This is a genomic window from Candidatus Edwardsbacteria bacterium (assembly GCA_018821925.1).
In the GTDB taxonomy this organism is placed as follows: domain Bacteria; phylum Edwardsbacteria; class AC1; order AC1; family EtOH8; genus UBA2226.
In genome coordinates this window covers 60,084-80,398 of the sequence record JAHJLF010000075.1, presented here as the reverse complement: position 1 = coordinate 80,398, position 20,315 = coordinate 60,084, and the positions used below count along the sequence as shown (strand labels likewise).

Genomic DNA, 20,315 nt, shown 5'->3' with positions numbered 1-20,315 from the left:
CGAAATGACCAGGGGTAATATATATGGCGATAGGTATAAGTTAAAATGGCTGCCGGAAGGAAAAAGCCTGCTGTTTGGGATTTGGGCCATAGGCGGCATTAAATTGGGCGAATTCGCAGGATTTGGAAGGCCAAGAGTTGAGGCCAATATGTGTCAGGCTTGCCGTAAATTAATTGTTGACATCTAAATGGACCGAGCTGACCGCGGCGGCAGTCTAAAATTAAATACAACAATAAGAGAGAATTCATCATGAAAACAAATTTTGCATCAAGAGATTTCCACTACAGATCACGAGTGCTTTTCCCGTTATTTTTGCTTGTATTATTAATGTTTACTAAATCAAATGCGTGTACCGGAATTCGTTTAACTTCAAGTGATGGTACTGTGGTTTATGGTCGTACGATGGAATGGGGTGCCTTTGACTTAAATTCAAGAATCGCAATTTTCCCACAAGGCTATGAATTTATTGGCGTAACCCCCGAAGGGAATAATGGGAAGAAATGGACATCAAAATATGGTTTTGTTGGTTTAGATATGGCGGGAGAAATGGTTATTGCAGATGGGTTGAATGAAAAGGGAATAACGGTCGGTCTTTTCTATCATCACGGATTTGCTTCGTATTCTCAGTACAATAAAAAGAAACGATCTAACACTATTGCCGGACAAGATGTTTCTATTTACATTTTGTCTCAATTTTCAACTATAGATGAAGTTAGAGCTGGGATAAATAATATTAATGTCGTCGGAATTTTTGATGAACACATAGGACAAGAAATGGGCGTCCACTATATGGTTACAGAACCATCCGGGAAATCAATTGTTATTGAATTCACGAATCAACGGGTAAAAATTCATGACAATCCATTGGGTGTGATAACTAATGGCCCCAATTACGATTGGCATATGACGAATTTACGCAATTACATTAATCTGTCCCCGGTTCCGATACCAACTAAAAAAATTGAGAATATGGATTTTTCTCCCATGGGGGGCGGTTCCGGATTTTTAGGCTTGCCGGGAGACTTCACTCCCCCTTCAAGATTTGTCCGTGCTGTTGTCTTTTCCCAAACAGCAAGAAACACTTCTGACGGATTAGATGCTTCAACCGAACTTTTCAGAATTTTAGACAACTTCAATGTGCCTCTCGGTGCGGCGGAAGGATCAAGCGAAGCCAATGCAAAAAATAATTTAAAAAGCTCGACACTTTACACAACAGTTTGGGATACAAAAAATTTAATATTTTACTATCACACTCAATATGATAGACGAGTTAGAATGCTTAATTTTAGCGATATTGTTTTCAAGCAAAGTGATGGAAAAATAAAATATTATCCGATGGACAAAGAAAAAAAACAGGACATGGAAAATGTTCTTCTGAGATAGTAAAAAGAAGCATCACCATAAATTGATGATTGGTGATTTTATAACTATGTTTAACGAACGTCTTTGCGGCGGCGGCTCCACCACATTATTCTGGCGATTCCTGATCATTTCAGTTTGATACTTTTACATCATTTACAACCCGTAATTCATTTAAAACATGCCCAATAAAATTCATACCACTGCAATCATCGACCCGTCGGCCAAAATGGGCGGCAACGTTACGGTCGGCCCCTTTACCATCATCGGGCCGGAGTGCGTCATTGGTGACAACTGCCAGATAGGCTCCTCGGTGGCCATTCATCGCTGGACCGAGCTGGGCCAGGGCTGCCGGGTGTGGCACGGAGCCTCTTTAGGCGGCGATCCGCAGGACCTCAAATTCAAAGGTGGGCGGACCACGGTAAGGATAGGCAAGAACACCGTTATCCGCGAATATGTCACCATCAACCTCTCCACGGATGAAGGCGATGTCACCCTGGTCGGCGACAACTGTTTTTTAATGGCCTACTGCCACATCGCCCATGAATGCACGGTGGGCAACGGGGTCATCCTGGCCAACTCGGCCACCCTGGCCGGCCATGTGACGGTGGAGGATTACGCCATCATCGGCGGGCTGACCCCCGTGCACCAGTTCGCCAGGGTGGGCTGCTACTGCATGATCGGGGGATCATCCGCTGTCCAGAAGGACGTGCTGCCCTACACCAAGGCCTTCGGCAATCCGCTGGCCATGTACGGGCTTAATTCGGTCGGGCTGACCCGCCGCGGCTTCAGCCAGGAACAGCGGGACCTGATAGAAAAAGCCTACCGCCTCATATTCCGCTCCAATCTGAACACCACCCAGGCCTTAAGCCGCATCAAAGAAAGCCTGCCGATGTCCCCGGAGATAAAGCACATCATAGAGTACATCGAAAGCTCGGTCCGGGGGATAACCAAATAAAATCCCACGGAATTATAAAAACCCCGTATCGCTCACAATATGGGGTTTTTTGTTGACCAAGACTAATTTTATTTATAACTTTACACTTGATATTGGATATGTTTTACAGTAATATAGATATCAAGAAAGGCGTGAATTTATGAAAACAAAACTGGACATCGCAAAAAACTGGCTGCCCCGCTACACCGGCATGGGCCTAAACGAATTCGGCGACCATATCCTCCTTACCAATTTCGACGATTACATCCAGAGTTTTGCCGAGCGGTTCAACTGCGAGATCAAAGGCCTGGGTCGTCCCATGCAGGCCGCCACCAACTCGGCCGGGCTGTCCATTGTGAATTTCGGCATGGGCAGCCCCAACATCGCCACGGTGATGGACCTGCTGGTGGCCCGCCATCCCAAGGGGGTGCTGTTTCTGGGCAAGTGCGGGGGCTTGAAAAGAACCACCGAACTGGGACATTTCATCCTGCCCATCGGGGCCATCCGGGGAGAGGGCACCAGCGACGACTATCTTCCGCCGGAGGTGCCGGCCCTGCCGTCGTTCAAACTGCACAAGTTCGTCTCCGACAAACTGAAGGAACGGAAACTTGACTACCGCACCGGGGTGATCTACACCACCAACCGCCGGGTGTGGGAATGGGACACCGAATTCAAGAGATATTTAAGGAAGCTGACCGCCATCGGCATAGACATGGAGACCGCCACCCTGTTCATTGTGGGCCATGCCAACCAGATCGCCCGGGGCGCCCTGCTGATGGTGTCGGACATCCCCATGGTGCCCCACGGGATCAAGACCGAGAAGAGCGACCGGGAGGTCACCAAAAAGTTCAGCAAGATACATCTGGATATAGGCATCGAGAGCATGACCGAAATCGGTAAGATGGGCGAGAAGATCAAGCATTTTCAATATTGATTTCGATAGAACGCAGATCCCCGCTGATTTTGACGGATTGACACGGATTTTATTTTGGCAATAAAAAGTGATGTGACTTTTATTGCTTAAAATTTGAGGAGACTATATGAAGAAGTGTGCATTAATACTTTGTGCGTTGGCCGTTATTGCGGGCATTGCCCAGGCCTCCCAGGTGATGATCGTCCGGGTGGAGGACGCCATCAGCCCGGCCTCGGCCCGCTTCATGGTGCAGGCTATAGAAAAGGCCCAGGATCAGAATGCCGAATGCCTGATCATCGAGATGGACACTCCCGGCGGGCTGGACCAATCCATGCGCCAGGTGATCAAGAGCATCATGGCCTCCAAGATCCCGGTGGTGGTCTACGTGGCTCCCCAGGGGTCGCGGGCGGCCTCGGCCGGGGCCTTCATCACCCTGGCCTCCCATGTGGCGGCCATGTCGCCGGGCACCAGCATCGGGGCGGCCCATCCGGTAGCCATCGGCACCGGGCAGATGGACAGCACCATGTCCGGCAAGGTGACCAACGATGCCGCGGCCTACATCCGCTCCATCGCCGAGAAGCGGGGCCGCAACATAGCCTGGGCCGATTCGGCGGTGCGTAGCAGCGTCTCGTTGTCCGAGACCGAGGCCCTCAAACGCAGGGTGATAGACCTGATCGCCGACGATACCGAAGCCCTGCTGGTTTTTCTGGAAGGCAGGCAGGTGATTATGGGCCAGGATACGGTGGTGCTTCATACCAAGGGGGCGGAGAGGGTCCAGGTGGAGATGAACTGGCGGGACAGGCTTCTGTCCATCATTTCCAATCCCAATATCGCCTACATCCTGTTCATGGCCGGCTTGCTGGGGCTGTATTTTGAGTTCTCCAATCCCGGGGCCATCTTTCCCGGAGTAGTTGGCGCCATCTCGCTGATACTGGCCTTCTTCTCGTTTCAGACCCTGCCGGTCAATTACGCCGGGATGTTGCTGATAATATTGGCCATAGTCATGTTCATCTTAGACGTAAAGATAGCCTCGCACGGAATACTTAGCATAGGAGGTATAGTTGCCATGTTTTTAGGATCGGTGATGCTTTTTCAGACGCCGGACCCGGCCATGAGGGTCTCGCTGCAGGTGATCGTTCCAGTGGTGCTGGTGACCGCGGCTTTCTTCATCATAGGGGTCTGGCTGTCCATTAGAACCCTGAGGACCAGGCCGGTATCGGGCGACAAGAGCCTGCTGAATCAGGAGGGCGACGCCCGAACCATAGTGAACAAGGACGGCGGTCGGGTGTTCGTGGTCGGGGCCCACTGGAGCGCCTGGTCGGATGCCGAGATAGCAGAGGGGGCCAAGGTCAAGGTGGTGGAGGTAAAGGGGATGAAGCTGAAAGTCATAAAGAGCGAGTAGCGGAAAGCGTATAGCGAACAGGGGATGGGCGTTGCATGAACAGTACAAAAAGCTTCTCCGATCTGATAGTGTGGCAAAAGTTATACAAATTATGTGTTGAGGTCTATAAAGTATCCAAGGAGTTTCCCAGCCAGGAAAACTTCGGTTTAATCTCACAAATCAGGAGATGTTCGGTTTCTATCCCCTCAAATATTGCCGAGGGTTATGCACGTAAAAACCGCAAGGAATATATCCAATTCTTATATACAGCAAACGGTTCATTGGCAGAACTGCAGACACAATTGATGCTTTCGAAAGATATAGGCTATTTAAAGGTAAATGATTTTACCGGCTTATATTCTCTATCGCAGGAGGTCGGCAGAATGCTTTGGAAAATGATAGTTGGCCTGAGACAAAAAGAACCTTAACGCTAAGCGCTTTACGCTAAACGCTTAAATAATAAACATTTAACAAAGGAGAAAAACCATGACAGGTTACATTGTTCTAATTATCTTCGTGCTGTTCATTCTGGTCAATACCTTCAAGATCCTGCGGGAATACGAACGGGGAGTGATATTCCGCTTGGGCCGCTACGCAGGCACCCGCGGCCCCGGACTGATCATCCTGATCCCGATGTTCGAAAAGATGGTCAAGGTAACCCTGCGCACCATCGCCTTAGACGTGCCGGCCCAGGAGGTGATCACCAAGGACAACGTTTCGGTAAAGGTGAACGCCGTGATGTACTTCCAGGTGTTCCAGCCCGACAAGGCCATCATTGCGGTGGAGGATTTCATGTACGCCACCAGCCAAATGGGCCAGACCACCCTGCGCTCCATCCTGGGCGAGCACGAACTGGACGACCTGCTCTCCAACCGGGAGAAGATCAACCAGATGCTGCAGAAGATACTTGATGAGCGGACGGATCCCTGGGGCATTAAGGTCCAGGCGGTGGAGGTCAAGGATGTGGATCTGCCTGAAACCATGCGGCGGGCCATGGCCAAGCAGGCCGAGGCCGAGCGCGAGCGCCGGGCCAAGGTGATCCACGCCGACGGCGAATTCCAGGCCTCGACCAAGTTGAAGGACGCAGCCGACGTGATGGCGGTACAGCCGGTCACCATCCAGTTGCGCTACCTGCAGACCCTGACCGAGATCGCCACCGAGAAGAACTCTACCATCATCTTCCCGTTGCCGATAGACTTCCTCAAGTACTTCATGCACCAGGACGACAAGAAATCATAAACAACCAGAAAAGCGGCGATTGGATAAATAAAATCCGGTCGCCGCTTTAACTAATTGGTTTTAACGAAGTATGTTTCATAAAATCATGGAGTTTTAAATGAAAGATAGAAGGGCGAAACTAACAACCGTATGGCTTGTAATAATTATAACTATTATTGGCTGTGCAACCACAGTGGAGAGAAAATATACAAGAAAAGACCATTTTATGGTCGGTAAATATGAAGTAGGGGCAATTGAATATGAACCCGAGGGAGAGGGATCTTTAGTTATTAAATGGAGTTTTCCTGTTTACTTGAATGGACAGAAAATAAAAACGTATCATTTTCGTACACATTCGGTTTCTGATTTCAGTCAAAATCAAGAGGCACAAAAACAGTTTGACAAAGGTGTAGAAGTTGCACGTGTTCAGATAACAGAGTGGTGTATTCAAGTGGAATATAATGATGGTAAAGTGGAAGTCATAAAAAATTACCCAGGTTATGTTTTTGGAAGCTATGAATGGGTAAAAAATGAAGTTATAGATTTGTTAACCAAAGTTAATGCTGAATAATTGATGGTTATATGACCTTCTCCTCCCAAATAATCTCCATCATCAAACGTATCCCGCCCGGCAAGGTGGCCACCTATGGGCAGATAGCGGCCCTGGCCGGCAACCCCCGCGGGGCCCGGGCGGTGATCTGGATACTGCACTCCAGTTCCGGCAAGGAGAAACTCCCCTGGCACCGGGTGATAAACGGCAAGGGGCAGATATCCCTGAAGCCCGGCCATGGCTACGAGGAACAGCGGGCCATGCTGGAGAGCGAAGGGGTGGAATTCAGCCTGGCCGGAACGATAGACCTGGAAAAATACCAATGGAAACCGTGAAAAGGGATAAATATTTAAAATCCATCAGGCGTGATCTGGCGATCAGCAGCGATGAAAAATACCGCTGCGCCATCCAGGTCTTTTTCAAAGAGGGGATCAAACTATACGGGGTCAGGACCCCGCTGGTCCGAAAGATCTCCCAGAAATATTACGCCGCCATCAAGGACCGCCCCAAGAACGATATTTTCAAACTGTGCGATCAACTGCTGGAATCCGGCCTCAGCGAGGAGCGGACCATTGCCTTTGACTGGGCTTACCGATTAAGAAAGAGATATCAGCCCGGCGATTTCGCCAGGTTCGAAAAATGGCTAAAAAAATACGCCCCGGACTGGGGCGGGGTGGACGATCTCTGTACTCATGCTTTGGGTTATTTTTTGTTCAATCATCCCGAGTTTATCAATAATGTCCGGGCTTGGACCAAGTCGCCTAAATGGTGGATGCGGCGGGCCTCGGCCGTGGCCCTGATCTACGGCCTGCGCCGGGGCGTTTTCCTTAAGGATGCCTTCAAGACGGCGGATATTCTTCTATTGGACAAAGAGGACCTGGTGCAGAAGGGATACGGCTGGATGCTGAAGGTGGCTGGCGATAGGCATCAAAAAGAAATTTTTGATTACGTGATCAAGAACAAAAAGAAAATGCCCAGAACGGCCCTGAGATACGCCATTGAGAAATTCCCGGAGGCTTTAAGGCAAAAGGCTTTGTCTAAGTAGCTTCATAAAGGGCGGGCATCAGCGCTCCTGTTAAAGGATCAGTACCGGGTGGCCTCAAAGGAGCCCTGTTCCCAGGACAGCACCACGAATATATTGAACAGGTTGATCTGTCCCTCCAGGCTGCAGTGCTCTATGGCCCCCTGATTTATATGCAGGCAGCCGTGCTGGCCCTCGACATTAGTTATTTCGATGCGGCCGGTCCAGCCTCCGATAGAGAACAGTTCCAGCAGTTTGAATATATTGACCACCGATAATTTTCCGGACCACTCCTTGGCCTTGCGGGCCAACATGGATCGGGCCTTGGTGGCGTATTTTAGCCGCAGGTCAATGCCCTTGTAAAGCTCCTCCCTTTTGAGGGGCTTGGTCAGATAACGGGCGGCGCCCACCGCATAACCGTGGATGATGCTGGCCCGGTCTATCTTGGCCGAAAGCATCAGCACCGGGAGGTGCTTCAGATCGGGGCTCTTCTTGACGGCCCGGCACAGTTCGTAGCCGTCCATCATCGGCATCATGATGTCTGTCAGGATCAGGTTCACCTGTTTCTCTTTGGCGACCTGCAAGCCGTCCTGGCCGTCGCGGGCCTGGATCACCTGGTAGCCAACCTTCCGCAGTTGAAATTCCAGAAGCCGGGCCATATTGGCTTCATCCTCGACCACCAGTATGGTATAAGTTTCCATAAACCTCCTCTTAAAAGACTGCTTGAGTAAATTGTATAACAAATGTGATAAATATGCAAGCCGGTTTGCCTTATCGGAGGGCATCTCCAATATTAATCTTGTCATGAAAACGGAACAGGGGAGAAATGGATAATAAAGAATTAAAGGCTGGCCACCGCCAGAGGTTGAAGGAAAAATTCCGTAAAGCCGGCGGAGACGGCCTGCACGACTACGAACTGCTGGAGCTGTTATTGACCTATGCCTTGCCCCGGCGCGATGTCAAACCCCTGGCCAAGGAACTGATCACAAGATTCGGCGGACTCTCCGGGGTGCTGGATGCCTCTCCGGAGGAACTGGATAAGGTAAAAAGGTTAAGCCAGGGCTCCGGCATTCTGATAAAATTGAACAAAGCGATTATCGAATATTACATGACCAACGAGATGGCATCAAGAGATGTGCTTTCGTCTCCCCAGACGGTGCTTAATTTTGCCAAGGCCAAACTGGCCGGCTTGCCGAATGAAGTTTTTTTGTGCATCTACCTCAACACCAAGAACGAGGTACTGAAGCACAACATAATAAACCAGGGGACGGTGGACAAGGCGGCAGTCTATCCTCGCCGGATCATCAAGGAAGCTTTGGACTGCCATGCGGCCGGACTGATCCTGGTGCATAACCATCCCAGCGGCCACTGCCAGCCTTCGCCGGAGGACAAGGCCTTGACCGATTCCATCATCAGCGTGGCCAAGACCATGGATATCCGGGTGCTGGACCATCTGATAGTGGGCAGGCTGGGGCATTTCAGTTTTGCCGAAAAGAATTTAATATAAAGGATATAAAATGAAAAAATATTTGTTAATTCCAATACTATCAGCAACCCTATTTATTGCATGCAACCGAATACTTGATGTATTTTCATTAGTCAATACGAAAGAGATAAGTGAGGATTGTTTTAAAATATTTAAGAAAGAGTTTCCTTTAGAGTTCAAAAGGTTATCGTCCGCAGAATATATATTTCCGCAGATTAATAGAAAGATAGCAGTTGTAGATGTTTCAATTACTGATAAGAAAAATTATCAACAGATTTTCCATAGAATCTATGTCTATGATATTACTAATAAAAATAATTATTTTGCCATCTGGAAATCGGGACTTATTCCAGAGGATTGCGGTGAGTTTGATATGTATCTGACTAATATTAAGGCTTTCAAAATAAATGGTAAACCTGTTATTGTGCTTGATTTAAAATATGCAATGCAAGCATGTACCACAATTCCTGACATTCAAATAGATTCGTCCTTATTTTACAATGCTGACAATATGTGCCGTATATTCCAATTAGAGACACATTACATAAATTACAATAATCCCGAGGTTGGGGTGCAAAAGCCCGTGCAAGCAAGAACTGCCCGTTATTGGCCGAATGGTGTAATAGAGTATAACTGTTCATGGATAACAGAAATTTTTTATAATTCGGATAAACAGAAATTTTCCGGCATTAGAAATTATTGTTGGAATAAGGATACAACTAAATTAGAGTTGTTTAAGTAGAACTCTTATTTATCTCAAACAAGAAAGTCATCATCGGAGCCGGGCCAAGCGGGTTGATCGCTGAAGCAGCGGTAAAAAAATCCTTGCATTATATCTCCTTTTAAGCTATAATATCCTCAGACTTGATTTTTAGGAGAGCGGGTACAAAGCCCGCTCTCTTTTGCTATCCGAAAAACCAACCAGAACATCAACCGCAGAGATACAGAGGGTCTAATATTTCTAACCAGGTTTTTCTTTGTGTCTTAGTGTCTTTGTGGTAAAGTCAAAAGGCAGGTTATAAGTGAACGATAAAATATCAGCCGAAGAGGTCATCGCCAAAATAAAAGAGATTGCCCAACCTCTGGCTGATGAGATGGGGCTGGAGCTGGTGGACGTGGAATTCAAGGTCGGCGGTGATTTTCTAAGAGTGTTCATAGACCGGCCCGGCCAGGGCGTCGCCATGGAGGATTGCAGCGGCCTGTCGCGCCGGATCTCGGCCGAGCTGGATGTCAACGACCCTATTACCCACCCCTATCGTTTGGAGGTATCCTCCCCCGGTTTGGACCGGCCGTTGAAGAGGGCGGAAGATTTCATTCGCTATGCCGGCAAGCCGGCCAAGGTAGTCATTAGCCAGCCCCTGAACGGCCAGAATACATTCATCGGGCGCATCGGCGAGATCCAGAACGGAATGGTCAAGATCAGCTTGCAGGACCAGGAAGCGGTCTGGCTGCCGCTGGCCCAGATAAAAAAAGCCCGGTTGGAAGTGGAATTTAAAAAGACCTAACTCATCCCCTCATATTCCCCTTCTCTTGCAAGAGAAGGGGATGGGGTTGAGTTATGAATTAGACACAGAAACCATAAATAAGAAAAAATAACACCAGGATCACATACATACTAAGGAGCAAAAGAACGTGTCCAACCTAGACGTAATCGAAGCCCTGGGCGAGATCGCCAGGCGCAAGAACCTGAGCAAGGAATTCGTTATCGAGACCCTTAAGATGGGCCTACTGCAGGCCTGCAAAAAGCGGTTCGGCACCTCGGAGAACATCTTCGTGGAGCTGGAGGACGATACCGGGGAGATCGGTATTTTTGCCAAGAAGGTGGTGGCAGAAGAGATCCTCGATCCGGCCCTGGAGATCTCCGCCGAGGATGCCGCCGAATATATCGACGACCCCCAGCCGGGCGATGAGGTGGAGGTGATCCTGCCGTTCGAAGAGTTCGGACGGATGGCCATCCAGGCCACCAAACAGATACTTTTCCAGAAGGTGCGGGAGGCCGAGCGGGAACAGGTGTTCAAGGATTTCTCCGGCAAGGTGGGGGACATCGTTACCGGGACGGTCCAGCAGATCAGCCGGGACGACATCCTGGTCAGCCTGGATCGCACCGAGGCCGTTCTGCCGTATTCCGAGCAGATCCGTTCCGAGCGCTACCAGCAGGGGCGCACCGTCAGGGCGGTGGTCCTGGACGTGGCCAAGACCATCAAAGGGCCGCAGGTGATATTGTCGCGCAGCCATCCCGATTTTGTCAAACGGCTGTTCATGCAGGAGGTGCCGGAGACCAAAGAGGGCCTGGTGGAGATAAAGGCCGTTGCCCGCGAGGCGGGCGACCGGACCAAAGTGGCGGTGCACTCCAACGAAGCCAAGGTGGACGCGGTGGGGGCTTTTGTGGGGCTCAAGGGCGCCAGGGTTCAGACGGTGGTCAGGGAACTGTCGGGCGAGAAGATAGATATTGTGTCCTGGTCTTCGGATCCGGCGTTGTTCGTAGCCCGGGCCCTTTCTCCGGCCAAGGGGCTGGAGGCCTTCCCCGAGCCTGAGGAGAGGCGGGTGATAGTGATCTGCCCCGACGACCAGTATTCGCTGGCCATCGGCAAGAGAGGGCAGAATGTCCGTCTGGCGGCCAAGTTGACCGGCTGGCGGATAGACGTGATGACCGATAGCCAGTATCAGGAGAGGTTCGAGGCTCTGGCCCAGGTGCAGCTTCCGATGGAAGAACTGATCATCTCCGACAAGATCAAGGCCAAACTCAAGGAGGCCGGGCTGGATACGGTGGAGAAGGTGATAGAATCTGGCGAGGATGGCCTGACCAGTATCGATGGCATAGGCGCCAAGACAGCCGAGAAGGTGCTGTCCGCCGCCAAGGAGGCTAAGGACGCCCAGCTGATGCATTTTGACGAGAAGAACGCCCCGGCTGAGCCCGCCGATCAGCCGGCCCCGGACCAGCCAGCGAGTGAGGAAGACCCAACCCCGGCCGAGCCTACCGGCGAGGAAGAACCGGCCAAAGCCGAGAAGAATCCAGCCGAAGAATCCGGCAGCGACGGAAAAGAAGAATCCGACAATGATGATGAACAGCACCAGGCCGGAGAACCAACGGAACGGCAGGAATAGGAGATATTATGGCAGAGACTAAGAAAACTACCAAGACCACCAAGAAGACAGCCAAGGCAGCCGTGGTGAAAGAAGCAGTCAAGAAGATAGAAGTGGTCAAAAAGGCGGAAGTGGTCAAGAAGAAACCCGTTGCCAAAAAGAAAGCCGAGACCGCCAAACCGGCCAAGGAGGTGAAGGTTTTTGAGGCGGCCAAGGATCTGAAGATATCGGCCGATGCACTGCTGTCCATGCTCAACGAGCTCAATTTCAACATCAAGAGCCGGATGAGCCTGGTCACCAAGGATATGCTGGAGTCTGTCAAGCTGAAGTTCGAAGAGGAGAAGGAAGCGGTCAAGCAGCAGCAACAGCAGAAGAAGAAGATCCAGGAGAAAAAAGAAGCCACGGTCAAAGCCGAGGCCAAGGTGGCGGTGGAGGAGGCCCCCCCGATCATTGTATCAAGGGTTGCGGCGGTTTCGGGCGCTAAGCCGATAATGAGAAGACCGGTGCCGCCCAGGCCGGTGGTGCACAAACCGGTGATCACCAAGATCGTGCCCACCCCCATAGATTATCCCAAGGAAATGACCACCCCCTATCCCAAGCCGCCGGCGGAAGAGTATGCGCTGGGAAAACGAAAAAGAAAACGCAAGCGGAAAAAACAGAAAGATAAAAAGCTGCCGGTTGATCACGTGGCCATTGCCGCAACAGTCAGGCAGACCATGGCCGCCATCGAAAGAGGCAAAGCCCGCAGGTCTTATAAAGACAAGGACCGGGGGGATGCGCCGGGAGAGGCGGTTGACGAAAAGGTTGTTAAACTACCGGAATATTCTTCAGTGGCCGATCTGGCCCAGGCCATAGGGGCAAAGCCGGGAGAGGTGATTGCCAAGGCATTGGGGCTGGGCTTGATGGTCACCATCAACCAGCGGCTGGACCTGGACACCCTGGCCACCATCGCCGATGAATTCGATTATGTGCTGGAAGAACAGGATGAATTCAACCAGCCGGAGGAGAAGGATGATGAAAAACTTTCCCCGGAAAACCTGAAGCCGCGGCCTCCGGTGGTAACGGTGATGGGCCACGTGGATCACGGCAAGACCACCCTGCTGGACACCATCCGCAAGACCGATGTGGCCGGCGGGGAGCACGGCAGCATCACTCAGCATATCGGCGCCTATGAGGTGAAAATAAGCAATGGCTCGATAACTTTTCTGGACACCCCGGGTCACGAGGCCTTTACCGCCATGCGGGCCAGGGGCGCCCAGGTGACCGATATCGTCATTTTGGTGGTGGCCGCCACCGAGGGGCTGATGCCCCAGACCAGGGAGGCCATTGATCATGCCCAGGCCGCCAAGGTGCCCATTATCGTGGCCATCAACAAAATGGACCTGCCCAAGGCCGATTCCAACCAGGTCAAGCAGGAGCTTTCCAAGGTCGGTTTATTGGTGGAGGACTGGGGGGGCAAGACCATCGCCGTGGAGGTTTCGGCCAAAACCGGACTCAACGTGGAGAAACTACTGGAGATGGTGCTGCTGCAGGCCGACCTGCTGGAGCTGCAGGCCAACCCCGACTGCCCGGCCAAGGGAACGGTGATAGAGTCCCGGCTGGACAAGGGCAAGGGCATTCTGGCCACGGTTCTGGTTCAGCAGGGCACCCTGGAGAAGGGCCAGCCCTTCGTGGCCGGTCTGTACAGCGGCCGGGTGAGGGCCATGTATGACGAGCACGGCAAGCAGATCCTTAAAGCCGGACCATCCAGCGCGGTGCTGGTGCAGGGCTTTGAGGGGGCCCCCATGGCCGGCGATTCCTTCCAGGTCTACCAGATTGAATCGGATGCCAAGGAGATGGCCAACCGCCGTCAGCAGCTGAAGCGGGAGCATGAGTTCCGTCCCGCCAAGAAGGTCACCCTGGAGGGTATCTACGACCAGATCCAGGAGGGCGAGATTCAGGAGCTGAAGCTGGTGATCAAGGGCGACATGGCCGGCTCCATCGAGGCCATCGGCGATTCGTTGTTCAAGATGTCCAACGACAAGGTCAAGCTGGTGGTCATCCACAAGGGGGTGGGCGCCATCAACGAGTCCGACGTCCGGCTGGCCCAGGCCTCCAATGCCATCATCATTGGCTTCCATGTCAGGCCCGAGGAGCGGGCCCGGGAGCTGGCTGAGAACGAGGGGGTGGAGATCCGCATGTATAACATCATCTATGATGCCCTGGAGGACCTGCAGAAGGCCCAGAAGGGGATGCTGGCCCCGGTGTTCAAGGAAGCGGTGCAGGGCCGGGTGGAGGTGCGGGAGACCTACAAGATATCCGGGGTGGGCACTATCGCCGGCTGCCAGGTACTGTCCGGGACCATCGCCCGCTCCCACAAGGTCCGTCTTATAAGGGACAACGTGGAGGTGTACAACGGGAAATTCGCCTCGCTCAAGCGCTTCAAGGACGATGTCCGCGAGGTGCAGACCGGCTTCGAGTGCGGCCTGGGGCTGGACCAGTTCAACGACATCAAAGTGGGCGACATAGTGGAGACCTATATCATAGAAGAGATAAAACAGGAATAGACATTTTGGCGTGCAGTGTGATCTCCGGTTATTTATTGATTATCTCCGGAAAATTTAAAAATAGCAGGAAGGAACCCAAGATGAAAAAAAGAGCGTTGTTGTCGCTGGGGATGGCGTGGTGCCTGGCCGGGCTGATTACCGGTTCGGCGCTTTGTCAGGAAGCAGCCAAAGGAACCATCTCTGGGGCCATCAAGGACCGCGATGTCGGTACCCCCATGAAGGGCATGATAACCTTTCCCGGCACCGACGTTCCAGGGGTGATGAGCGATTCGGCAGGGCGCTACCAGGCGGAACTGGCTCCGGGCGACTACAAGGTCCACATCTATGCCAACGGATACCGCTGGATAGAAAGAAAGATAACGGTTACCGCCGGCCAGGCCGAGAAGTGGGACCTGACCCTTAAGCGCAGGGTGGTCGAGGTTTCGGGAATCGTCAGCGATTCGGCCAGCGGTCGTCCGCTGAAAGCCCTGATCAGCATCACAGGGTCACAGTCACTGCAGACCGAAAGTCAGGCCGGGGACGGCGGATACCGGGCGGAAGTGAAGCCGGGAAACTACCAGATCATGTTTACCGCACCCGGCTATCCCCCGGCCAGCCGCAGCTTGAGCCTCAGGGACAAGCTGCCGCAAAAGCTTGATGTCAAACTGTCCGGCCAAAATACCTCTGCTTCCGGCAAGTGGCAGGTGTTTGCCGGCGGCGGGGTCATCAAACTGATGGGAGGAGTAACCTCCGATGCGGATTACGGCTACATGATCAGGGTAGGCGGAGGGATGGATGTCGGACACGGCATCATGGCCGGACTGAGCCTGGGGTTCGGGGGCAACAAACTCATGGAAAACATCTGGGAGCCCAATTACCAGCTTTATCAAAATAGTTATATCAACATCGAAGCCGAGGGCCGTTACAAATTCTCCTTCTGGGAGAAAGCCACCCCTTACGTTTTGGTCAGCGCCGGTGTTTTATCTTGGCAAAACAACTACGACGGTGCGGTTTATATCGATCCGGCTACCGGAGAGGAACAAAAGGCCGTCAGTCCCATTTTCCGGGGCGGGGCCGGCATTGAATATTGCCTTACTCCGAAGATATTTCTCTGGGGCCAGGGGCGGGGCGGAATGTTCCTTCCCGGGGATAAGATCACTTCGGGATCTTATGTAAAGCCCAACCTTCTGGCCGAGGGCTCGCTGGGGGCGGGGTACCGGTTCTAGCTGTACAACCAGTAAACGAGTTTACTGGTTTACAGTTTATCGGTTTTATGAGATCGAGGAGCCAATTGGGAATAGGTTTTGTAAGCGGGTGTTATTTATTTCCTGCAGTAGGGGATGTTGAATTGCTGGACTATCAAACGGAAACAAGATAAAATAAAAGGCTGATCCCGATAGCGGGGTCAGCCTTTTGCAATAAGGGTTATAGGGTACGCACTAAGTTTTACTTTTTAAAAATAGATCGTTAATGTAATGAATAAAATATCATTACAACAAGCCAAAGCTCTCAACCTGCAAAAGCAATTGCTGGACGATTCCGCATCCCTGCACGGCAAGGACGGTGTTTATCTGGCCATTGATAAGCTGGGCTATGTTCAGATAGACACCATCAATATTATCGAGCGGGCGCATCATGTGGCTCTTAATGCCAGGGTCAGCGATTACCATCAGCAGTGTCTCCATCAATTGCAAAAAGACGATCGCAAGATTTTCGAATACTGGGCCCATGCCGCCAGTTATCTACCGATGAAGGATTACCGCTACTACATCTCCCACATGCAGGGGAAGCGCAGTAAGTACATTTCGTCCTGGATAAAGGGAAAGAAGCATATAATCGACCGGGTGAAAAAACGGGTGGCCGAAGAGGGCCCGCTTTCCGGAAGCGATTTCGAAGGTCGGAACAAACACCAGGGCGTGTGGTGGGACTGGAAGCCGGAGAAGATGGCACTGGAGGTGCTGTTCCTGCGGGGCGAATTGATGGTCAGCGAAAGAAAAAACTTCCGGAGGATATACGACCTGACCGAGCGGGTGCTGCCCTCCGGCCTGGACATCTCAATACCCGGCGAGCGGGAGGAGAAGCATTTCTTTATCAAGCGGGCACTGGGCTCCATGGGCCTTGCCACCGAAGGCGACATAGACAAGTACATGCACATCACCGGCCGGATGAGCAGATGGCTGAAAGAACTGGAAGAAAGCGGAGAGATAGTCCAGATATTCATCGAGGGCCTGCCTAAAAAATATTTCATTTTAACAGAAGACCTGGCCGGGATTGATGAAAAATCGAAAGGTGGCAAGCACAAGGTTCATCTGTTGTCGCCATTTGATAATCTGATCATCCTGCGGAACCGCATCAAAGAGATATTCGATTTCGATTATACATTAGAGTGCTACGCCCCGGCCATTAAAAGGAAATACGGCTATTTCAGTCTGCCGATATTATGGAAAGGCGACCTGGTGGGCCGGCTGGACCCCAAGGCCGACCGGAAGGACAAACAGCTTATTATCAATTCGCTGTTCATCGAGAAAAGGATGGCCGATATGGATGAGTTCCTCCCGACTCTGGCCAAAAGCCTGAAAGAATTTGCCACCTTCAATAAATGCGATGAAATTTCCTTGATCAAAACCTATCCGGCAAAATATCAACAGGCCATTACTATGAAGCTTATATGAGAATTATGAAAAATTATATTTACAAATCAGGGGATTTTTTGCTACAATACTTTTAGGTTAAATACATAATCAAACAACCCTATCTAAGAGGCATATATGCGCAGGGTTATATGTTCGGCCGTTTTGTTGTGGTCTGCGATACTTTCCTTGGCAGCAGAGAACGCCAATAACCTTGAAGGGCTGGTAATTGATGGCGCAACCGGGCGGGGATTGGAAAAGGCAAAGATCACTATCGTGGGTACAACCGTTGAGTCCAGGACGGACATCAACGGTTATTTTATTCTGGACAGCCTTCGGGCAGGCAGTTATACCCTCAGGGCGGAGAAGAAAGGATTCGAACCCGTGATGGTCAAGGAGGTGCTCTACTATCCGGAAAGGGCCTCGATACTTTTTTTGAAGCTTTGGCCGGCCAGCCCAAAAAAGCAGATAGTAGAAAGTAAACCCATAGGGACGGACCAGCCTGGAATAGCGGCCGAACAAATACAAAACATGCCCGAGCCGGGGCTGGGCGGCGTTCTGCGGCAGGCACCGGGAACAGTGGTTTACACCGGGCAAGTACACCTGCGGGGCGGAGACCATGACGAGATTGCCTATTTCGTGGACGGCTTCGATGTCAGCGACCGGCATTTCGGAAATTTTAGCGAACACCTGCCGGCCGGGGCCATGGCCGGGATCGATATTACCGGCCCTGGGTTTCCAATCTCGATCGGACAAAGCATGTCGGGCGCAGTAGATATCGTTACCGAAAGGGCGTCGGACGATAAGGGAATCAAGTGGACCTCGGATATGATCCATGGCTCGGTCAACAGCGGGTATAACAGATATGAAACATTCTGGAATTCGTCCGTTCCAAAAATTCCGGCGATGCGCTTTTCATTCAATGCCGAGGTTATGGATAATAAGGGCCTAATAGCCTACAATATGCCGGAAAAGATGTTTATTCCCGATCATTCCAAGGATTATATCTGGGCCGATACCCTGTATTACAGCCACTCTCAGTGGGATACCGTTCCGGGTAGCGGAGGCGCCTACGGTTGGGTGGGTGACTGGGCCGACACCATCAGATATTACGACAGCCTTTATACCGCCGGGGGATCGGATATCAGCGGACAGCAGATGTGGGAATTGGAGAAGCTGGACCGCCTGGCCCATGGCCGGATGTACGGCTGGAAGGAATGGGACCAGCCCTATCTGCCGCACAGCGGATCGAATTCCTACAAACTGCAGGGCCGGACGGATTACAGGATCGAACGATGGAAGGCCAAAGCCAGCCTCTCCTGGTTTGCCAATAGGGAGCAGGAGTCAAAATACAGCACTTACTTTAAATATAATTTAGATAATTACTATGCCCAATTGAAAAAAGAATGGATGCTGGGTCTGAGATTCAAACAGGACATCTCGCCAAAGACCTCATATTCCCTGGGGATCAACCGTTTCAGCGCCAAGACCCAGACAGGGGTGCTTGATACCGCCGCTGAGAAGGAGCGTAGTTGGTGGCAGGATTATACCTTTCTGCCGGATGCCGATGCCAACGGCGACAGCATCTACGATGCCTATGCCGGACAGGGATATGCATACAACACCAACAATCCCTACGGCGTGCCGGGCTATTTTGTGGGCTACGGTCTGGCCCGGCTGTGGCGGAAGACGGCCGACAGCTATAACGGGCTGAATTTCAAGATGAACCATCAACTGAACGAAAGGAACAACCTGGAGGGAGGTATCGATCTCAAGAAATACCGTATCTACCTCAAGGAGAATTCCCTGCCGTGGAATGCCTATCCATTCAAGGATCATTACGATTTCGATCCGGCCAACCTGGCCATATATCTGCAGGAAAAGCTGGAGTTGAAGGACCTGGTGTTCACCGCCGGGGTCAGGCTGGATAGGTTCATGCCCAATGCCGGGAAAAAGGCCGATAACTTCAACCTGACCGATACCGCCTCCTACATTGAAGCCCGGGACACCACCATGTTCAGCCTGAGGCTGGGTTTCCTGCACAAGGTCTCACAGTCCACTTCTTTCCGGGTGAACTTCGGCCGGTATGTCCAACAACCGTCCTGGGATTATCTGTACAAACAGTTAAGCGTCAATATTGCCCGAGGAAATACATTGATTGGGGATCCGGAGCTTTCCGTACCATACACCATAGCGTATGAGGCTGGCATATCCCGGCGGTTCGGCCGAAGCTCGGAGCTTGACCTAAGTTTGTATTATAAGGATGTTTATAATCTTATAGATACCACATATATACAAGATACTTGCACTGGTTTGAATTACATTGGATATAAAAACAACCGCCAAGCCAATATTCGCGGTTTGGAACTCTCCTATGAATTAGAACCTCTAGAAAAAGGATTCACGCTTAAAGGCAATTATTCACTGCAAGTGGCCAAATACACTACTTCGGCGACAATAATTGCAAATTATTACATCTACGGAGGCGGGACAGACCCAGGGTGTGCGGATTTCTTTCTGGATCCCAGATACATCAACGAATGTTTTCTCAATTGGGATCAGCGACATAAGTTCGTCTTGAATATGGGCTGGGATTTTGACCATGACTTCGGGCCGCGGATTTTGGGAACCCGGCCACTGGCCGATCTTTCCATCAGTCTGTTTAATATTGCCTACAGCGGATTTCCCTACAGTATTTTGGAAAAAATTAACACAGAACGGATGCCCTGGACATTCAATACCGACCTGAAGATGGTTAAAACCATTCCGTTGTCTAAAACAAAAGTTTCTATCGAGCTTGAAATATTGAATCTTTTCAACAGGAGGAATGCCACCGGGGTCTTTCCCCAGACCGGCCTGACCGATGCCTATGGCACGCCGCTCAACTATGATGATTTTGCCGGGAAAATGGTGCTGGATAGCCTTCCCGGCACCACCGATGCCGTCGGAGACACCGTCTGGTATCCCAATCCTGATTACAGCAAATGGCGGGACCTTAACGGCGACGGGGTGATCGACGACAAGGAACTCTATCTCACTTATGTGGCCGCCTATAATGACTACGTCAATGACCCATACAATTCATTGCGCTATCCCGAAAGCTCGGCTTATGCTCTGCCCCGCAGGGTCAGGTTGACGTTGGGGATAATGTTTTGACATTTATAGCCCGGCCTTGTATAATCGGTGTATAGGTTTTGAAAAACACAATAGG

Annotated in this window: 18 protein-coding genes; 17 read left to right on the top strand and 1 reads right to left on the bottom strand. The window is 51.2% G+C overall.

Translation table 11 applies throughout. The features are described from left to right. The first annotated feature begins 249 nt into the window (after positions 1-249). The 9 genes from KJ869_09710 to KJ869_09670 all read left to right on the top strand — a co-directional run bounded on the left by KJ869_09710 (position 250) and on the right by KJ869_09670 (position 7,403). The gene (locus tag KJ869_09710) at positions 250-1,383 is read left to right on the top strand and encodes a choloylglycine hydrolase family protein (protein MBU1577467.1); all 1,134 of its coding nucleotides are present in this window, start codon (positions 250-252) and stop codon (positions 1,381-1,383) included. Positions 1,384-1,540: 157 nt separating this feature from the next. Next, complete coding sequence (lpxA, locus tag KJ869_09705) at positions 1,541-2,317, top strand: acyl-ACP--UDP-N-acetylglucosamine O-acyltransferase (GenBank protein MBU1577466.1); 777 nt, start codon at positions 1,541-1,543, stop codon at positions 2,315-2,317. A 139-nt stretch (positions 2,318-2,456) separates the two neighbouring features. After that, positions 2,457-3,230, top strand: coding sequence for an AMP nucleosidase (locus KJ869_09700; protein MBU1577465.1), 774 nt, complete (start codon positions 2,457-2,459; stop codon positions 3,228-3,230). A gap of 106 nt (positions 3,231-3,336) precedes the next feature. Further along, positions 3,337-4,611 (top strand): nodulation protein NfeD, encoded by a 1,275-nt coding sequence (locus KJ869_09695; GenBank protein MBU1577464.1) that lies wholly within the window; start codon positions 3,337-3,339, stop codon positions 4,609-4,611. Between the two features lie 35 nt (positions 4,612-4,646). After that, complete coding sequence (locus KJ869_09690) at positions 4,647-5,018, top strand: four helix bundle protein (GenBank protein ID MBU1577463.1); 372 nt, start codon at positions 4,647-4,649, stop codon at positions 5,016-5,018. A 58-nt stretch (positions 5,019-5,076) separates the two neighbouring features. Continuing rightward, entirely contained in the window at positions 5,077-5,829 is a 753-nt protein-coding gene (locus KJ869_09685) for a slipin family protein (GenBank protein MBU1577462.1), read from the top strand. Positions 5,830-5,926: 97 nt separating this feature from the next. Beyond that, positions 5,927-6,379, top strand: coding sequence for a hypothetical protein (locus KJ869_09680; protein ID MBU1577461.1), 453 nt, complete (start codon positions 5,927-5,929; stop codon positions 6,377-6,379). Positions 6,380-6,390: 11 nt separating this feature from the next. Beyond that, positions 6,391-6,693, top strand: coding sequence for an MGMT family protein (locus tag KJ869_09675; GenBank protein ID MBU1577460.1), 303 nt, complete (start codon positions 6,391-6,393; stop codon positions 6,691-6,693). Beyond that, a complete protein-coding gene (locus tag KJ869_09670; GenBank protein MBU1577459.1) occupies positions 6,681-7,403 on the top strand; it encodes a DNA alkylation repair protein in 723 nt (240 codons plus the stop codon). The genes KJ869_09675 and KJ869_09670 overlap by 13 nt, the downstream gene beginning before the upstream one ends. Positions 7,404-7,441: 38 nt before the next feature. Here the strand turns inward: KJ869_09670 and KJ869_09665 are convergent, their stop codons facing one another. Continuing rightward, positions 7,442-8,080 carry a response regulator gene (locus KJ869_09665; GenBank protein ID MBU1577458.1) on the bottom strand — a complete coding sequence of 213 codons (639 nt, stop codon included), beginning with the start codon at positions 8,078-8,080 and terminating at the stop codon, positions 7,442-7,444. 125 nt (positions 8,081-8,205) lie between these two features. Between KJ869_09665 and radC the strand changes: the two genes are divergently transcribed. From radC to KJ869_09625, 8 genes are all read left to right on the top strand, one after another. Continuing rightward, positions 8,206-8,886 carry a DNA repair protein RadC gene (gene radC, locus KJ869_09660; protein MBU1577457.1) on the top strand — a complete coding sequence of 227 codons (681 nt, stop codon included), beginning with the start codon at positions 8,206-8,208 and terminating at the stop codon, positions 8,884-8,886. Positions 8,887-8,896: 10 nt separating this feature from the next. Next, positions 8,897-9,607 (top strand): hypothetical protein, encoded by a 711-nt coding sequence (locus tag KJ869_09655; GenBank protein MBU1577456.1) that lies wholly within the window; start codon positions 8,897-8,899, stop codon positions 9,605-9,607. 280 nt (positions 9,608-9,887) lie between these two features. After that, positions 9,888-10,370, top strand: a complete 483-nt coding sequence (locus tag KJ869_09650) for a ribosome maturation factor RimP (protein MBU1577455.1) — start codon at positions 9,888-9,890, stop codon at positions 10,368-10,370. 127 nt (positions 10,371-10,497) lie between these two features. Then, positions 10,498-11,970 (top strand): transcription termination factor NusA, encoded by a 1,473-nt coding sequence (nusA, locus tag KJ869_09645; protein ID MBU1577454.1) that lies wholly within the window; start codon positions 10,498-10,500, stop codon positions 11,968-11,970. A gap of 8 nt (positions 11,971-11,978) precedes the next feature. Beyond that, on the top strand, positions 11,979-14,495 hold the full coding sequence (gene infB, locus KJ869_09640; protein MBU1577453.1) for a translation initiation factor IF-2: 2,517 nt from the start codon (positions 11,979-11,981) through the stop codon (positions 14,493-14,495). A gap of 80 nt (positions 14,496-14,575) precedes the next feature. Beyond that, positions 14,576-15,700, top strand: coding sequence for a carboxypeptidase regulatory-like domain-containing protein (locus KJ869_09635; protein ID MBU1577452.1), 1,125 nt, complete (start codon positions 14,576-14,578; stop codon positions 15,698-15,700). Positions 15,701-15,949: 249 nt separating this feature from the next. Next, positions 15,950-17,146, top strand: coding sequence for a winged helix DNA-binding domain-containing protein (locus KJ869_09630; GenBank protein ID MBU1577451.1), 1,197 nt, complete (start codon positions 15,950-15,952; stop codon positions 17,144-17,146). 96 nt (positions 17,147-17,242) lie between these two features. Then, positions 17,243-20,260, top strand: coding sequence for a TonB-dependent receptor (locus tag KJ869_09625; GenBank protein ID MBU1577450.1), 3,018 nt, complete (start codon positions 17,243-17,245; stop codon positions 20,258-20,260). Positions 20,261-20,315 lie beyond the last annotated feature (55 nt).

Coding starts and splice junctions, on each gene's coding strand:
- KJ869_09710 (MBU1577467.1), top strand. CDS start 250: ATGAAAACAAATTTTGCATCAAGAGATTTCCACTACAGATCACGAGTG.
- lpxA (MBU1577466.1), top strand. CDS start 1,541: ATGCCCAATAAAATTCATACCACTGCAATCATCGACCCGTCGGCCAAA.
- KJ869_09700 (MBU1577465.1), top strand. CDS start 2,457: ATGAAAACAAAACTGGACATCGCAAAAAACTGGCTGCCCCGCTACACC.
- KJ869_09695 (MBU1577464.1), top strand. CDS start 3,337: ATGAAGAAGTGTGCATTAATACTTTGTGCGTTGGCCGTTATTGCGGGC.
- KJ869_09690 (MBU1577463.1), top strand. CDS start 4,647: ATGAACAGTACAAAAAGCTTCTCCGATCTGATAGTGTGGCAAAAGTTA.
- KJ869_09685 (MBU1577462.1), top strand. CDS start 5,077: ATGACAGGTTACATTGTTCTAATTATCTTCGTGCTGTTCATTCTGGTC.
- KJ869_09680 (MBU1577461.1), top strand. CDS start 5,927: ATGAAAGATAGAAGGGCGAAACTAACAACCGTATGGCTTGTAATAATT.
- KJ869_09675 (MBU1577460.1), top strand. CDS start 6,391: ATGACCTTCTCCTCCCAAATAATCTCCATCATCAAACGTATCCCGCCC.
- KJ869_09670 (MBU1577459.1), top strand. CDS start 6,681: ATGGAAACCGTGAAAAGGGATAAATATTTAAAATCCATCAGGCGTGAT.
- KJ869_09665 (MBU1577458.1), bottom strand. CDS start 8,080: ATGGAAACTTATACCATACTGGTGGTCGAGGATGAAGCCAATATGGCC.
- radC (MBU1577457.1), top strand. CDS start 8,206: ATGGATAATAAAGAATTAAAGGCTGGCCACCGCCAGAGGTTGAAGGAA.
- KJ869_09655 (MBU1577456.1), top strand. CDS start 8,897: ATGAAAAAATATTTGTTAATTCCAATACTATCAGCAACCCTATTTATT.
- infB (MBU1577453.1), top strand. CDS start 11,979: ATGGCAGAGACTAAGAAAACTACCAAGACCACCAAGAAGACAGCCAAG.
- KJ869_09635 (MBU1577452.1), top strand. CDS start 14,576: ATGAAAAAAAGAGCGTTGTTGTCGCTGGGGATGGCGTGGTGCCTGGCC.
- KJ869_09630 (MBU1577451.1), top strand. CDS start 15,950: ATGAATAAAATATCATTACAACAAGCCAAAGCTCTCAACCTGCAAAAG.
- KJ869_09625 (MBU1577450.1), top strand. CDS start 17,243: ATGCGCAGGGTTATATGTTCGGCCGTTTTGTTGTGGTCTGCGATACTT.